17 protein-coding genes and 1 riboswitch are annotated in these 16,205 nt (G+C 41.7%); of the genes, 16 read left to right on the forward strand and 1 reads right to left on the reverse strand.

The genetic code is table 11. The annotated features are described in order from the left end of the window. Positions 1-19 precede the first annotated feature (19 nt). The 10 genes from KFQ09_RS10475 to KFQ09_RS10520 all read left to right on the forward strand — a co-directional run bounded on the left by KFQ09_RS10475 (position 20) and on the right by KFQ09_RS10520 (position 9,767). Entirely contained in the window at positions 20-964 is a 945-nt protein-coding gene (locus KFQ09_RS10475) for a DNA-binding transcriptional repressor DeoR (RefSeq protein WP_060832770.1), read from the forward strand. Between the two features lie 84 nt (positions 965-1,048). Continuing rightward, positions 1,049-1,720 (forward strand): deoxyribose-phosphate aldolase, encoded by a 672-nt coding sequence (gene deoC, locus KFQ09_RS10480; protein WP_017358631.1) that lies wholly within the window; start codon positions 1,049-1,051, stop codon positions 1,718-1,720. Between the two features lie 167 nt (positions 1,721-1,887). After that, positions 1,888-3,069: a NupC/NupG family nucleoside CNT transporter gene (locus KFQ09_RS10485; protein ID WP_017358632.1), complete on the forward strand. Its 1,182-nt coding sequence runs from the start codon at positions 1,888-1,890 to the stop codon at positions 3,067-3,069. Between the two features lie 24 nt (positions 3,070-3,093). Continuing rightward, positions 3,094-4,395 (forward strand): pyrimidine-nucleoside phosphorylase, encoded by a 1,302-nt coding sequence (locus tag KFQ09_RS10490; RefSeq protein ID WP_035702607.1) that lies wholly within the window; start codon positions 3,094-3,096, stop codon positions 4,393-4,395. Between the two features lie 547 nt (positions 4,396-4,942). Further along, the gene (locus tag KFQ09_RS10495) at positions 4,943-5,386 is read left to right on the forward strand and encodes a MarR family winged helix-turn-helix transcriptional regulator (protein ID WP_045033720.1); all 444 of its coding nucleotides are present in this window, start codon (positions 4,943-4,945) and stop codon (positions 5,384-5,386) included. 13 nt (positions 5,387-5,399) lie between these two features. After that, positions 5,400-6,038, forward strand: coding sequence for a nitroreductase family protein (locus KFQ09_RS10500; RefSeq protein ID WP_017368360.1), 639 nt, complete (start codon positions 5,400-5,402; stop codon positions 6,036-6,038). 25 nt (positions 6,039-6,063) lie between these two features. After that, the gene (locus tag KFQ09_RS10505) at positions 6,064-6,357 is read left to right on the forward strand and encodes a putative quinol monooxygenase (protein ID WP_008345714.1); all 294 of its coding nucleotides are present in this window, start codon (positions 6,064-6,066) and stop codon (positions 6,355-6,357) included. Between the two features lie 189 nt (positions 6,358-6,546). Then, a complete protein-coding gene (locus tag KFQ09_RS10510) occupies positions 6,547-8,928 on the forward strand; it encodes an immune inhibitor A domain-containing protein (protein ID WP_052320557.1) in 2,382 nt (793 codons plus the stop codon). Positions 8,929-9,135: 207 nt separating this feature from the next. Continuing rightward, on the forward strand, positions 9,136-9,399 hold the full coding sequence (locus tag KFQ09_RS10515) for an ORF6C domain-containing protein (RefSeq protein ID WP_008345710.1): 264 nt from the start codon (positions 9,136-9,138) through the stop codon (positions 9,397-9,399). Then, positions 9,396-9,767 carry a DUF1304 domain-containing protein gene (locus KFQ09_RS10520; RefSeq protein ID WP_007498006.1) on the forward strand — a complete coding sequence of 124 codons (372 nt, stop codon included), beginning with the start codon at positions 9,396-9,398 and terminating at the stop codon, positions 9,765-9,767. The genes KFQ09_RS10515 and KFQ09_RS10520 overlap by 4 nt, the downstream gene beginning before the upstream one ends. A 142-nt stretch (positions 9,768-9,909) precedes the next feature. On the opposite strand, the gene KFQ09_RS10525 is transcribed toward KFQ09_RS10520, so the two are convergent. Then, entirely contained in the window at positions 9,910-10,074 is a 165-nt protein-coding gene (locus KFQ09_RS10525) for a hypothetical protein (protein WP_008345707.1), read from the reverse strand. A 254-nt stretch (positions 10,075-10,328) separates the two neighbouring features. On the opposite strand from KFQ09_RS10525, the gene KFQ09_RS10530 reads away from it, so the two are divergent. The 6 genes from KFQ09_RS10530 to KFQ09_RS10555 all read left to right on the forward strand — a co-directional run bounded on the left by KFQ09_RS10530 (position 10,329) and on the right by KFQ09_RS10555 (position 16,081). Further along, complete coding sequence (locus KFQ09_RS10530) at positions 10,329-10,985, forward strand: type 1 glutamine amidotransferase domain-containing protein (RefSeq protein WP_017358640.1); 657 nt, start codon at positions 10,329-10,331, stop codon at positions 10,983-10,985. Between the two features lie 141 nt (positions 10,986-11,126). Further along, positions 11,127-12,254, forward strand: a complete 1,128-nt coding sequence (locus tag KFQ09_RS10535) for a hypothetical protein (protein WP_060832769.1) — start codon at positions 11,127-11,129, stop codon at positions 12,252-12,254. 56 nt (positions 12,255-12,310) lie between these two features. Beyond that, positions 12,311-12,414, forward strand: a riboswitch (TPP riboswitch). An 87-nt stretch (positions 12,415-12,501) separates the two neighbouring features. Beyond that, positions 12,502-13,188 (forward strand): thiaminase II, encoded by a 687-nt coding sequence (gene tenA / locus KFQ09_RS10540; RefSeq protein ID WP_255835659.1) that lies wholly within the window; start codon positions 12,502-12,504, stop codon positions 13,186-13,188. Then, positions 13,185-13,784 (forward strand): ECF transporter S component, encoded by a 600-nt coding sequence (locus KFQ09_RS10545; RefSeq protein ID WP_035702599.1) that lies wholly within the window; start codon positions 13,185-13,187, stop codon positions 13,782-13,784. The genes tenA and KFQ09_RS10545 overlap by 4 nt, the downstream gene beginning before the upstream one ends. Further along, the gene (locus KFQ09_RS10550) at positions 13,759-15,357 is read left to right on the forward strand and encodes an ABC transporter ATP-binding protein (protein WP_035702597.1); all 1,599 of its coding nucleotides are present in this window, start codon (positions 13,759-13,761) and stop codon (positions 15,355-15,357) included. The genes KFQ09_RS10545 and KFQ09_RS10550 overlap by 26 nt, the downstream gene beginning before the upstream one ends. Further along, the gene (locus tag KFQ09_RS10555; protein WP_024719222.1) at positions 15,347-16,081 is read left to right on the forward strand and encodes an energy-coupling factor transporter transmembrane component T family protein; all 735 of its coding nucleotides are present in this window, start codon (positions 15,347-15,349) and stop codon (positions 16,079-16,081) included. The genes KFQ09_RS10550 and KFQ09_RS10555 overlap by 11 nt, the downstream gene beginning before the upstream one ends. The last annotated feature ends 124 nt before the right edge of the window (positions 16,082-16,205 follow it).

Consider the following 16,205-nt stretch of genomic DNA (forward strand, 5'->3'; position numbering starts at 1 on the left):
GAAAAAAGGAGGCGTACGAATGAATCGGGACAAACAGCAATTAAGTATTGAAGCAGCAAGGCTCTATTACTTATCTGATTACAGTCAGCAGGAAATCGCCAAGCAGCTTGACCTGTCGAGGCCAACGGTGTCTCGTCTGCTTCAGTATGCGAAGGAAAAAGGGTACGTCCAAATTACAGTGATGGACCCATTTGAGGATTTAAATGAGCTGTCCTTATTGCTGAAAGAAAAATATGATCTGCTCGAGGCTCATGTGGTATTTTCACCAAAGGACGATTATCCAACGATTACGGATTACTTGAGCCGGTTTGGTGCAGATTATCTTCAGAATACGGTGAAAGACGGCGATATCGTTGGAGTGAGCTGGGGCACCACGATGTATCAAATTGCTCAAAAGATGCAACCTAAACAGGTAAAAGGGGTAGAAGTTGTTCAGTTGAAAGGTGGAATCAGCCATTCACATGTGAATACATATTCTGCGGAAACGATTCAGCTGTTTGCATCAGCTTTTCAAACGGCACCACGCTATTTGCCACTGCCTGTTGTGTTCGATAGTGCCGCCGTTAAAGAGATGGTCGAACAGGACAGACATATTCATCGCATTATTGAAATGGGCAAACAGGCAAATATCGCTGTGTTTACTGTTGGGACGGTAAGAGATGAGGCGCTTTTGTTTAGGCTTGGTTATTTCCGTGAAGAAGAAAAGGCGTTGCTCAAGACATCCAGTGTCGGAGATATCTGTTCACGTTTTTATGATCAAGAAGGACGCATTTGCAGTGAAGCGATTAACAATCGCACAATCGGTGTGGAGCTGGATGATTTGAGAACAAAAGAGCGCTCCATTCTTGTTGCTGGTGGACATCGAAAGGTTGCCTCTATCCATGGGGCGCTGAGAGGAAAATATGCGAACGTATTGATGATCGATCAGCACACAGCAAGAGCTCTTTTAAATGTCACAAAATAGATGAACAAAATTTCATAACTATATTTACAATTGTTCAATAGTCATTTAAGATGAAAGTATCATATTTAAAAGGAAGTGTGAATCATGACAATAGCAAAGCTCATTGATCATACAGCACTAAAACCAGATACATCTAAAGCTGCGATCATGCAGTTACTAGAAGAAGCAAAGACATATCAATTTGCTTCCGTTTGTGTGAACCCAACTTGGGTATCTCTTGCGGCGAAAGAACTAGAAGGAACAGGCGTTGATGTATGTACAGTCATCGGTTTCCCGTTAGGTGCAAACACAACAGCAGTGAAAGCATTTGAAACAAAGGATGCCATTGAAAACGGTGCAACTGAAGTGGACATGGTCATCAATATTGCGGCATTGAAAGATGGCGAATATGATGCAGTTGAACAAGATATTCGTGCCGTTGTAGACGCAGCAAAAGGCAAAGCCTTAGTGAAAGTCATCATTGAAACTTGTCTACTCACGGATGAAGAGAAAGTACAAGCTTGTGAACTTTCTGTAAAAGCTGGCGCTGATTTCGTCAAAACATCGACTGGATTTAGTACAGGCGGTGCAACAGCTGAGGACATCGCATTAATGCGTAAAACAGTTGGACCTGACATCGGTGTCAAAGCATCAGGCGGCGTAAGAACAAAAGAAGACGTAGAAGCGATGACAGCTGCAGGCGCAACCCGTATTGGTGCCAGTGCAGGCGTTTCCATTATTAAAGGGGATCAATCAGCTCCTTCTAAAGACTATTAATTCATACGATCCTATGGTAGGATAACAATCATGACTCATTAGATGATGAAAAAGTCATATGCGGAAGGATCTCATTTCTGGGATTTTCTTCCGCAATTTGTTTGCGAAATAGGGTTTGTTCCATACAAGCACATTAATGTAAACGAATTCATTCAAGGAGGAAAAACATGAAATACGTCATTGGTATTATCGGTTTGCTGGTGATTCTCGCCATTGCATGGCTGGCAAGTAACGGGAAAAAGCGAGTGAAATTCCGTCCAGTCATTGTCATGATTGTACTGCAATTTATTTTAGGTTATATTCTGCTCAATACAGGTGTTGGGAACTTCCTAGTCGGGGGATTTGCAAAAGGATTCCAAATGCTTCTAGGCTATGCTGGTGAAGGGATCAACTTCGTATTTGGTGGTTTAATGAATGATAATGCGTCAACTTTCTTTATCAATGTCTTGCTCCCGATCGTCTTCATTTCTGCCTTGATTGGTATCCTGCAGCATTGGCGTATCCTTCCGCTGATCGTACGCGGAATTGGGTATTTGCTTAGTAAAGTCAATGGAATGGGGAAACTAGAATCTTACAACGCCGTAGCGTCAGCGATTTTAGGTCAATCCGAAGTGTTCATTTCCATTAAGAAGCAGCTTGGATTATTACCTCAACAGCGTCTTTATACATTGTGTGCATCTGCGATGTCGACTGTATCAATGTCCATTGTCGGTGCGTATATGCAAATGATTAAACCGGAGTACGTTGTTACAGCACTTGTGCTGAACCTATTTGGTGGATTTATTATTGCGTCTATCATCAATCCTTATGAAGTGTCTAAAGACGAAGACATGCTTGAAGTCGTAGAAGAAGAAAGACAATCTTTCTTCGAAATGCTCGGCGAATACATTATGGATGGTTTCAAAGTAGCCATTGTTGTGGCTGCGATGTTGATTGGATTTGTTGCATTAATTGCGATGATTAATGGTATTTTCACAGCTGCCATCGGTGTTTCTTTCCAAGATGTACTTGGATATGTGTTTGCACCATTTGCTTTCCTTGTTGGTGTACCTTGGAGTGAAGCGGTACAAGCAGGAAGTATTATGGCGACTAAAATGGTATCTAACGAATTTGTAGCGATGCTTGCTCTATCTGGCGACGGTCTTCATTTCACTGCTCGTACAGAAGCGATCATTTCTGTATTCCTTGTGTCATTTGCGAACTTCTCGTCTATCGGTATCATTGCTGGAGCCGTTAAGGGCTTGAATGAAAAACAAGGAAACGTTGTCGCACGCTTTGGATTAAAGCTGTTATTCGGTGCAACACTTGTCAGCTTCTTAACAGCAGGCGTTGTCGGTTTGATTTACTAAACTAAAGAAGGAATGGTGAAAACAATGAGAATGGTAGATATCATTGCGAAAAAACGTGACGGAAAAGAATTATCTTCAGAGGAAATTTCTTTCTTTGTCAAAGGTTATACGGACGGAACAATTCCTGACTACCAAGCAAGTGCCTTGGCGATGGCGATTTTCTTCCAAGATATGACGGATCAAGAACGTGCAGATTTAACACTCGCTATGGCAAACTCAGGGGACACAATTGACCTGTCTGCTATCGACGGCATTAAAGTAGACAAGCATTCAACAGGCGGTGTAGGCGATACAACAACGCTTGTACTCGCTCCTCTTGTTGCAGCACTTGATGTACCTGTTGCAAAAATGTCTGGGCGTGGTCTTGGACATACGGGTGGAACTGTCGACAAGCTAGAGGCAGTCAAAGGCTTCCACGTTGAAATTACAAAAGACGAGTTCATCGAGCTGGTGAACCGTCATAAAGTAGCGGTCATTGGACAATCAGGCAACCTGACACCTGCTGATAAAAAACTGTATGCCCTTCGTGATGTAACAGGAACTGTTAACTCCATCCCGCTCATTGCAAGCTCGATTATGAGTAAGAAAATCGCTGCTGGCGCAGATGCAATCGTATTAGACGTGAAAACAGGCGCAGGTGCTTTCATGAAAACACCTGAAGACTCTGAGAAGCTTGCAAAAGCAATGGTTCGTATCGGAAATAATGTTGGCAGACAAACGATGGCTGTCATCTCAGACATGTCTCAGCCGCTAGGATTAGCGATTGGAAATTCCCTTGAAGTGAAAGAGGCGATTGACACGCTTAAAGGCGAAGGCCCTGAAGACTTAAACGAGCTTGTGCTCACATTAGGAAGTCAAATGGTCGTTCTTGCGAAAAAAGCAGAGACACTTGATGAAGCAAGAGAAAAGCTAATTGAAGTCATGAAAAACGGCAAAGCACTTGAGAAATTCAAGGAATTTTTAGAAAACCAAGGTGGAGACGGCTCGATTGTAGATCAACCGGAAAAACTGCCACAAGCACCTTATCAAATCGAAGTGCCGGCAAAAGAATCAGGTGTGATCGCTGAAATCGTCGCAGACGAAATTGGTGTTGCAGCGATGATTCTTGGAGCAGGACGCGCAACAAAAGAAGACGATATCGACCTATCTGTTGGCATCATGCTTAACAAAAAAGTAGGCGATCGTGTAGAAAAAGGCGAATCTCTCGTGACGCTGCATGCAAATCGTGAGGATGTAGCGAATGTCATGGAGAAAATTTATGACAACATCCGCATTGATGACCATGCTGATGCTCCGACTTTGATTCATACAGTGATTACAGAATAAAGAGAAGAAGACAAAAGTGATGAATCGCTTTTGTCTTTTTTTATGTAAATTTTAGGTAGCGCTTCTTCTAGATATGATAAGTTAGATGAATGGGAGGGGATAAACCATGAGAATGCTCAAACTCATTCTCTTTATTTTTGTAGTCTTGATGATCATTGGATTTATCAGCTACTATGTGGGACCAACATCGACACCAAGTTCTTAAGGCGAGCAAAAGCTCGTCCCAGCGTGAAGACAAACCCTCGCATTCGGTGTCAGTCCTGCGCGCTGGTGCTCACGAATGTCAAATTCGCTCCGCAAAAGTAGCTGTCCTTTCTAGACTGCAAAGGTTTTCTTTCACGCTGAAAAGAAGACAAAGGGCTAAAATAAATTACATTTTAGCCCTTTGTCTACGGTCTGAGACGAGCAAAAGCTCGTCTTTTTTGATTGAAATAAAAAATTTCACTTTATGAAACAAACCTCTTGCAATCATGAAACAATGGGTGTATATTAGTTGACGAGTCAATGATTGATATATCAACTAATTGATCTGAATAGAAAAGAGGGGATGGCATTGACTGCATTTTGCTCTGAAGAAGCAGAGGTATTATATCGTTTGCAGTGTGTGAACCGTATGATGGGTGTGAAGTTCGAAGCATGCACGGGCATCAGCCAATCAAGACTGGAGTTGCTATCACTGTTATTCCAAGCCGACGAAATCAGCCAATCCGATTTGCAGAAAAAAGTAAATATTGATAGTGCGGCTGTGACGCGTCACTTAAAACAGTTAGAAACAAAAGGAATGGTCACGCGCAGAAGAAAGCCGGAAGATAATCGAGTCACGCTTGTTCGTCTGACAGATGAAGGCAGAACAAGAATCGAAGCTTCTAAAAAAGAAAAAGAACGATTTATCTCAGAAATGCTTGAAAACGTAAGTGATGAAGAACGAAAGCTTCTCACTGATGTGCTCATCCGTATACAACAAAACATCGAAAAGATTCAAACAACCTAAAGGAGTGTTACACATGGCTACAACATTAAAAACAAACGATTTTATGGATATTATGAAAGGGCGCCGCTCCATTCGTAACTATGATCCAGCAGTGAAAATTAGCAAAGAAGAAATGACGGAGATTTTAGAAGAGGCAACAACAGCACCATCATCAGTGAATGCACAGCCTTGGCGCTTCATGGTCATTGACAGCCCAGAAGGAAAAGAAAAGCTTGCACCACTCGCAAAATTCAACCAAACACAAGTAGCTACATCATCAGCTGTCATCGCTGTGTTTGCAGATATGAAAAACAATGAATACTTAGAAGAAATTTATTCAAAAGCAGTAGAAAATGGCTACATGCCGCAGGAAGTAAAAGAAAGACAAATTGCTGCATTAACTGCACATTTTGAAGCTCTTCCAGAGCAAGTGAATCGTGAAACGATCTTAATTGACGGTGGACTTGTGTCAATGCAACTGATGCTTGCTGCTCGTGCGCATGGCTATGATACAAACCCAATTGGCGGATATGACAAAGAAGTCATCGCTGAAACATTCGGCTGGGATAAAGAGCGCTATGTACCAGTTATGCTTCTATCCATTGGGAAAGCGGCTGACGAAGGTTATGCTTCTTACCGTTTACCGATCGATCGCATCACAGAGTGGAAATAATTTTTAAAAAAAGGGAGACGATCATATGATTATTATTCATGCAGGGATGACCATTCATCCAGAGAAAGAAAACGTATTTCTAGAAGAAATCAACGGTTTAATGAAAGCTTCACAGGAAGAAGCAGGCAATGTGTCCTACAAGCTTTTCAAGGATACAGAGAAAGAAAACACCTTTTTAATGGTAGAAGTGTGGAAAGATGAAGCAGCGGTTCAAAGCCATAATGCAAGTGCACATTTCCAAGCTTTCGTCGCAAAGGCAAAAGAATTTTTAGCCGCTCCACTTGATGTTGTTGCATATCAAGGAGAGCAGCTTTCATAGAAAAACAACAAACACCCTAGGCATTTATAGCCTAGGGTTCTTTTATTTTCGACAATTCGTTCCACCTATTTCAATCTCGTATTGTGCATTTTCCACAAAGTTTCTGAAAATAAAATGTTTTTCGACTTAAGTATATTGGAATATGCTAGAATTAGATATTATTTATTACCAAATTAGGGAGGAACCAATATGAAAAAAGGGAAATGGACGAGCATCGCACTAACAGCTGTCCTCAGTTTAGGCACATTGACAGCTTTCAGCACCCCTCTATCTGCCCACACCTCAGAAAAGTCAACATCCTCAGATGGTGGTCATTATTCAGGTATTCCATTCGACGCAAGTGTTGTCAATGAAGACCGCCTCATCAAAGCCTTGAAAAAACAAGGAAAGATCAAAAAGAATGCCAATGAGGCAGAAACCCAAAAAGCATTAAAGAACTACTTAAAGAAAAAAGAAGAAGCAGCGATGAAACAAAGCGCAAGTACCTTAACAGAAGAACCTGAATTCCTAAAAGAATACAAACAAAATGTACATAATAAACTAGCCAAAAAGAAAAAGTTAAAGAAGCATAAAGGAAAAGAAGGCAATCAAGTAAAGCCGGTGAAAAAGGAAAAATATAAAGGCGACGTCCGTAATGATAAAGTTTTGGTATTATTAGTAGATTTTAAAGATTATAAGCATAATAGTATTAAAAAAGAAGAGACTGATATGTACTATGACAAGTACGATCAGCAGCATTACCAAGATATGCTTTTCGGAAAAAATGGCTACATCGGTCCAGATGGTAAAAGAAAAGTATCTATGAAGCAGTATTATGAAAAGCAGTCCGGTGGAAGCTACACGATTAGTGGAACAGTAGCTGGATGGTATACAGCCAAGCATGAAGCAGCATATTATGGCGGGAACGTACCAGACGAATCAGGCAGTGACGGCAGACCGCGCGAATTGGTGAAAGAAGCCCTCGAAGCAGCGGCAAAGGATCCAAACATTGACCTTGGTGAATATGATCAATGGGACCGCTATGATATGGATGGGGACGGTGTTTATAATGAGCCGGACGGTATCATTGACCACCTCATGGTTGTACACGCTGGCGTAGGTGAAGAAGCTGGCGGCGGACAGCTTGGCTCTGACGCGATTTGGTCACATCGCTGGTCACTTGGTGATGTATTTGAGATTCCAAACACTGAATCAGAAGTGGGTCAAGGCGGAAAGTTAGGCGCTCTAGATTATACGATTGAGCCTGAAGATGGCGCAGCAGGCGTGTTCACACATGAATTTGGACATGATCTTGGTCTGCCTGATGAATACGATACACAATACACAGGCAGAGGAGAGCCCGTTTCTTATTGGTCTATCATGTCAAGCGGAAGCTGGGCAGGTAAAGTACCTGGTACGGAACCAACAGGTTTTAGTCCATATGCAAAAGAAATGCTTCAAAACTTGCATGGCGGCAACTGGCTTTCTGGAAAAACCATTGATGGTAAGACATTAACAAAAAGCAAAACAGTGTTAATCGATGAAGCAGCAACAAAAGGAACCAACCATGATGCGGTTCGAGTCGATTTGCCAGATAAAGAGATTGTGGTCACTCAGCCTGCACAAGGGCAATATTCATACTTCAGCGGAACAGGTGACAATTTGAATGCTACCATGACGACATCAGGGATTGATTTGTCGAAGGGAAGCAAAGCCGAGCTTACGTTTAAAGCATGGTACGATATCGAAGAAGATTATGACTATGCGTATGTAGAAGTTCGTGAAACTGGGACAGACAAATGGACAACCATTGCTGGTAATATTACGAATGATCGAAATGAGGCAGGAGCGAATGAAGGCAATGGCATCGATGGAAAATCAGATGGCTGGGTAGATGCATCCTTTGACCTTTCTGCTTATGCAGGGAAGAAGATCGATCTGCAATTCCGCTATACAACCGATGCAGGATATTCACTGCCAGGTTTATTTGTAGATGATCTAAAGATTACAGCAGATGGAGCAAAAGTGTGGTCAGATGATGCCGAGGGAACGTCCACGTTCACTTTTAATGGATTCTCTCAATCTAATGGAAAACAATATGCCGCTCAGTATTATTTACTAGAATGGCGCTCTTATGCTGATGTCGATAAAGGCTTAAAGCATATCAAACGAGGAGCAAGTCTGATGAGCTATAATAACGGTTTGGTCGTGTGGTACGTCGATCAATCGTACAGTGATAACTGGGTTGGAAAACATCCAGGGAACGGCTTCCTTGGAGTCGTAGATGCAGATCAACAAGTGTTGAAATGGAGTGACGGCTCTATTGCAGCGACAGGTTTCCAAGTACATGATGCAGCATTCTCTTTGAATCCAAGCACGAAGCTGAATATTGATTATACTGAAACAACAGGCTTAACCTTAGAGGATCGCTATATCCGCCCAACGCGTACATTTAGTGATAAAAAGAACTATGTGAATCCAAATAACCCGGATGCAGGACGTGATGTGCCAACATACGGCCTATCCTTTAAAGTCGTCGGACAAAGTAAGGACCGTTCTGTTGGAAAGGTATTAATTTCTAAAAGCAACTAAACAAAAAGCCGGATTCTATCCATGAATCCGGCTTTTTGATACGTTAAGACATGGATTTTTAGCGTATGACTCGTCTTTGATCGAATGTTTGTTCTTTTTTATTTTGATATCCGAATGAAACCATTATATAATAGAGATTGGAAGGTTTTTCTTTCATTCAATGTTCTTTTTAGTTGTTAAAAAACCAAGAAAGGATGAGCGTTACCAATGAGTTGTGTCACTGCCAAGCAATTAAAGGTGATTCGAGGGACGATGCAGACTTTTTGCAGCCATTTAGAGTATGATGGCCACGGTAAGCTTCATATTAATACCATCATGGCTTTTATTAAAAAGGAATTTGGTGTAAGAAAAATGAAAGACATTCCACAAAGTCGTTTTCATGAGGCGTTAGAGCTAATCCAAGACTTTGATTTATACACGGACAAAATACAAATACGAGACCGTCTATCAGAAAGGAATTCACTAAATTGAATATTTTAGCAATGATTTTAGTAGGAATTGTCGCTTTAGAGCACATTGTCATCATGTTACTAGAAATGTTTTTTATGGAATCAAAAATGGCGAAAAGATCTTTCAATCTGCCTGAACACTTACAAAAGGATCCAAATGTGAAAGTGATGTTTGCTAATCAAGGGCTATACAATGGCTTTCTAGCTGCTGGACTCATTTGGGGGCTCATTCTTGGTTCGAATACCGTAGGATATATGATTCAGCTATTTTTCGTTCTTTGTGTGTTCATCGCAGCAGTATTTGGCGGTGTGACGTCTAATAAATCGATTATCATCAAACAAGGGTTACCAGCTTTTCTTGCATTAATTGCACTTATCCTGGCTATATAATCCTATCAGCGTGATAGAAAACCTTTGCAGTTTAGGAAGGACGAGCATCGAGCGAATTTGACATTGGTAAGCACTGAAGCACAGGACTGACACCGAATGCGAGGGTTTGTCTACACGGTAAAGCCGCCCTAGAGGGCGGCTTTTATCTTTTACGCATTCCCATCAAACGAATAATGGACGTAAGACAAAGGGCAACAGCGACAGCCAATATGATTTTTCCATACATGACGCCCGTAAGATTCATTAAAAAGACAGCCAATATGATACAGAGCGTGATGATAATCATCACAATCGAATAGGTTTTCATCTCTTTTTCCACTCCTTTTAAATTCCCTCTAGCGCAAGAGGTCTGTCAATTGTTTCTCATATTATATCATTTCATCACAATTTTACATGAAATTCCCTGTCAATAGAATGTGACAGAATGATTAGATTTGAAGTGAGGCTATATTTTTTAAAAAATCGGGTATAACATAAAGAGTTGTATCCAAGTCTGATTGCTTGATATTTAATTGTGCAAAATATAAAATAGCCACATGATAAATAGAAAGGATGATAAAGTTGAGCAAAAACGTCTTATTAGTATCAACAAGCAGCTCAGAAATGAACGGACACCCAACAGGCTTATGGCTAGAAGAATTGGCCGAGCCATTTCATATCTTTAAAGAAAATGGACTCAACGTGCAAATCGTTTCAATAAAAGGTGGAACAGTACCGATCGATAAAAATTCAATTCCTGAAGGAGTTCCAGCACAATATCAAGATGTGTATGAATTACTTCAAGACACAAAGGCACTGACAGATGTAAACCCAGCTGAGTATGATGGCATTTTCTTTGCTGGAGGACATGGCCCAATGATCGACTTTGCGTCCAATCAATTGGTTGCCGATGCGATCTTAGCGATTTCAGACAAAAATGGAGCCGTTGGGGCAGTTTGCCATGGCGTTTCTGCCTTTGTTGATGTGAAGGATCGTGATGGAAAATCATTTATCGACGGCAAGAAAATAACAGGATTCACAAATGAGGAAGAGGATGCTGTTCAGCTGACATCTAAAGTTCCATTTTTATTGGAAACAAAACTTCGCGAGCAAGGGGCAGCATTTGAAAAAGGCGATGCATTTGCGCCATTCGCTGTTGTAGACGGACAAATTATTACTGGACAAAATCCAGGATCAAGTGCAGAAACAGCACGCTTATTTGTCAAAACCATTGCATAAATCATCAAATAAACCAGTCGTGACTCATACGGCTGGTTTTTTGTTATGAAAATTTCCTAAAAAAGTCCAAAACAAGCATTAGAAAAATGGTAAAATAATCACAGGGTAAAAAACCCAAATTAGGGAAAAGGGGATGTTCCTGTGAGAGCATTTTATTTCAAAATCACCGCCGCCTTACTGTCTATTTTATTGGTCACAACAGGTTTATTTTCACCAGCAATCAAAGCAGAAGATGCACCAAAATCAAGTGAAAAAGTATCGCCACTGACTGAAAAAGCCATTCAGCAAGTGCAAGAGTCGTTTGAAAAGCAGGATAAAGGGACTGCGGTTCAACAGAAGGAAGTAAAAAAATCATTTAAAGTAGATAAGAAAAAGGGAATAAGTATTAAACGAAAAGCGGCTGCAGATGGAAAGATGCGCACGTCTGCCGTTCGCTCTATTGATGGACTAGCCATTAATCAATCTGCAGTTTTAAACGAGGAAGATCCAGTTGATTTATGGTTCTTAAGTACATCGTCCCCTCAGGCGCTCATCAGCCGGATTACCTCTCCAAATGCTGATTATTTCGTTCAGTTATTTGTTATTGATTATGAAGAAGGACAAGCTTATCCAACGGATCTGATTCAACCAGCAGGCAGTCTGCTTGCGTTAAGCAATTTACCAGCGGGTGATTATGCGTTTGGTATTACTAGCGGTGGAGACTTTGGAGACTCATATACATTACAGGTGAATGCAAAAAACCCACCAAATTTCACAGGTGCTGAATCCCTGTCATCAACATTGCAATACTTTGTTGCTTCGTATGCCAATGGGGATGTTTTCGCAAATGGTACAAAAGTGTATAACAAACAATCTAAGACCGCCGATTATAAATGGGAGCGTGTATTTTATTTCTCATATGATGGAAAATATCAACAGAGAACGCATTCTGTTGACAGTGTAAAAGTGAAAAGTATTTCGGCACCAGTATCGTACTCTGCTCCATACGCGAGTTCCTCTGAGGCCATTCTTGTCTACTTAGATGTGGAGACATTATTTATGTATCATGAATCATCGTTTGCTAGTGGGCAGTACTACCATAGCAGCTTTGTTGATACTCTCGGAAAGACAACGCCAAGGCGTTTAGACATTGATGACCTGACAAATTACGGCGATCATATTTTGGCTGTTGATTTAAAGACAGGAAAGCCAATTGATTTTTTCAGTGTCCTTAATTTCTACTATGCAGCAGGGATTGAGAAGCTGCCAACGATCAATACATTGAATTAAGATCGGCGGTTGACATCAAATCGCCACATGTGTAGAGTAAAGATAATTAAATGACAAAAGTCCACTAGGGGAGTCATGTATGACTGAGACAAGAGGAAATCTTGGACCCTTTGAACCTGATCTAGTTTGTACTAGCGGAGGGAAGTGGAGCTGGACCTTGTCTTATTCATGATTGAATCGATAAGAAGGCCGCTCCATTTGGGGTGGCTTTTTCATTTATTCAACTGAAAAAGAGGAGGCTTTTTTTATGACATTTTCAACCCAATTAAGGCAAGAAGCAGAACCATTATTTGAAGCGATTTATCAGCATCCGTTTGTGAGAGGACTCGCAGCAGGAGAACTTGAAAAGGAACAGATCATTCATTATGTCAAACAGGATGCAGAATATTTAAATGCCTTTATTAAAATTTATGCGGCAGCCATCAGCAGATGTACAGACAGAGAGGACATTACCTTTTTCCATCAACAAATGGCTTTTGTCCTTGATAGTGAGACACATCCTCATCAAAACCTTTGCCGGGTGGCAGGTGTCGCTTATGATGAACTGCAAGGTGCATCTTTGGCGCCAAGTGCTCATCACTATATTCATCACATGCTGCAAGTCGCCGAGGAAGGGACGCTAGGAGAAATCATTGCGGTTTTGCTCCCTTGCCCTTGGACCTATTGGGAAATAGGCAAACGAATGCTCAGAGATGTAGAGCCCGATCCTGCCCATCCATTCTATGAGTGGATCACGTTTTATGGCGGGTTAACGGACTCTGTTACAGTGGAGCTTTGCAAACGGCTTGATCAGTGGGCGGAAGAAGCAAGTGAGAAGGAAAAGGAGAAAATGAAACAGCACTTCATCTTAAGCTGTCAGCTTGAGTATAAATTCTGGGACATGGCCTTTACTGTCGAAGAGTGGCCTGTCCAAATGGAGGTGCATTCTTTATGACATGGAAGATGAAAGAAGTCGTTCTTGCTGTCATTTTATCAGTGGCATGCGGAGTTATCTATTTAGGGTGGTCGACGCTTTATTTACCGATTACAGCCCTTGTCGGTCCAGCAGGAGGCAACATCATGTTCGGAATTTGGGTCATTGCCAGTCCAATCGTTGCTTACATTATCCAAAAGCCTGGCGCTGCCCTCATCGCAGAAACAGCTGCCGCCGCCGTGGAATTACTGACAGGCAGCCACTTCGGTCTTTCTGCGCTTTTGATTGGTGTGTGCCAAGGACTTGGAGCAGAAATCGCCTTCGTTCTATTTGGCTATAAGCGATATCGCATGTGGACACTCATGTTGTCTGGTGCCTTTGCAGCAGTAGGGGCAATGGCATATAGCCTCATTGCCAATGGATTCGGCTATTACACGCCTCAAGTGTTACTCATGACCCTTGTCACTCAAGTCATTAGCGGCATGTTACTCGGTGGTTGCTTGGCAAAGGTTGTGGTGGATGCTTTATCTAAAACAGGTGTGCTGAATCAATATGCCATCATGAAAGAAAAACGAAGTAAGGGTGACCAGCATGGATTCATTTCTCGCGTGCAGTAATCTCACTGTCCGTTTTTATGAACAGGCGAATCCCGTTCTTCATCAAGTATCTCTTTCTATTCAAAAGGGGGAAAAGGTGCTGATTTTAGGACCAAGTGGAAGCGGGAAATCTACGCTGATTTCTGTGCTTGCTGGCATTATTCCAGAGCATATGGAAGCTGAAGTACAGGGAGAAGTGATGCGGCAAAGGCATACTGGTGTCATGTTTCAAGACCCAGATTCGCAGTTTTGTATGCACCGAGTCAATGAAGAAATTGCGTTTAGCTTAGAGAATCGATCTGTCCCTCGTGAACAAATGGATGATATGATTCAGCATCTCATGAAAAAAGTACAGCTAGATGTCGACCCAAATACAGATATTCATACCTTATCTGGCGGAATGAAGCAGCGGTTGGCGCTTGCTTGTTTACTAGCATTAGAGCCAGATGTCCTGTTCTTTGATGAACCGACTGCACAGCTTGACCCAGCAGGAAGAATGGAGATATTTCAATTGCTTCAGCAGCTTTCGGCTGAACAGAATCAGACGATGATTTTTGTGGAGCATGTGTTAGACGGTGTCATCGAGTGGATGGATCGGGTGATCTTGTTAGATCATCAAGGCCGTATCATAGCAGATGGAACGCCAAAAGACGTGATGAACACATTTGAGGGAGAAATGAAAGAAGCCGGCATTTGGCGTCCGAAAATATTTCCCGAGAAATGGTCCACTATCGTACAAGATCCGTTTCATCCACTGAGTCAAACACTCTTGCAAACCTTTGAGGCGAGAAAAGAACGTCATGAGAAATTGTCATCAACAAATCGAGAGGTCATTATTCGCACAGATCATCTACAATTAAGCTACGGGAAAAAAAGCATTATAGATGACCTGCACGTTGATATAAAAGCAGGAGATTGGGTTGCGATCATTGGTGAAAATGGCAGCGGAAAAAGTACGTTTCTTAAACATGTCATCCGTTTAGAACCAATAAAAAAAGGTCACATTTTTTTAAAAGGAAAACACCTGAAAAAGTGGTCTGACCGAACATTATATGAAAAAGCCGGCTTTGTATTTCAAAATCCAGAACTTCAATTTATACAGGACACAGTGTTTGATGAAATCGCATTTGGTGGGAGACAGCGAAATTGGTCAGAGTCTGTGGTGCAAGAAAAAACGAATCAGCTATTGGCGGAGTTCGGTCTAGAGAAGCATAGAGACGCGCATCCTTTCACCTTAAGCTTAGGACAAAAAAGAAGATTAAGTGTTGCCACGATGCTTCTTTTTGATCAGGATGTACTCATTTTAGATGAGCCGACCTTCGGGCAGGATGAGAAAACGGCGAGGGAGTTAATCCGGCGTTTAAAAGAACGTCAACGACAAGGCACCACTATTATTATGGTCACACACGATATGGAACTCGTTGATGAGTGCGCTGATCAGGTGCTTGTTTTTCATCAAGGGGAGCATGTTTATGATGGTACGCCTTTTGATTTATTTTCTCATCAGGAACTTGTCACTTCCTGTGAGCTGAGAGTGCCGTTACATTATCGCTATATGGCTGAAAGAAAGGAAGTGATGACGATTGCAAAGTAATCACTCCTTTCTATCCACTGTAAATCCAGTCATGAAATTACTCGCCCATCTCCTTGCGATGTGCTGTCTGATGGCGATTTCTGATCCTAAAACGACGTTCATCATCTGGCTGTTTGCACTTGGAATTGGACTTGTCCTAGGCGGCTGGAATTTGAAATACCTCATCACCAGACTTGTACCTTATCTGCTCTTTTTCATTCTCGTGTTTTGGATGATAGCAGCCTTTGGCAAGGGAGATCATACAGTTTGGAAGTGGGCATGGTTTCATATCACAGAGGAGAGTTTAAGAAATGGGCTGACCATTTCTTTTAGAATGCTTGGGTTTGTGACATTTGGTCTCCTTTTTACATCAACAACTGATTTGACGGCCTTTATGATGAGCTTAATCCATCAATGCCGAATGTCACCCAAATGGGCATATGGGATGCTGGCAGGCTTCCGGTTTATCCCGTTGTTTCAAAGTGAATTGAAGCAAATGAAGGCTGCACATAAAATTAGAGGTTACAAGCAAAAAAACAGTTGGAAAGCGTTTATACGTTATGCACTCCCTCTTTTCACGCAAGGCGTACGGAAATCTGAACGACTAGCCATTGCGATGGAAGCAAGAGGCTTCACAGGGACGAGGGAGAGAACGTATTATCATGTCATCAGCACTTCATGGATCGACTGCATGTATCTTTTTTTCATCGTCATTAGTGTGTTGATATGCATCTTCTTCTTTTAAAAACAGCCACATTCTCTTGATGGAATGTGGCTGTTTTATATGTCTTAGGTCATTTGGTTGATATTAGTACACATTGCAGGCTGTAATAGATCATATAAAGAACCGATAAAGAGAGTGTACTGAG

Origin of the sequence: Bacillus sp. FS02 (genome assembly GCF_024398395.1) — a bacterium.
Taxonomy (GTDB): Bacteria; Bacillota; Bacilli; order Bacillales; family Bacillaceae; genus Bacillus; species Bacillus altitudinis.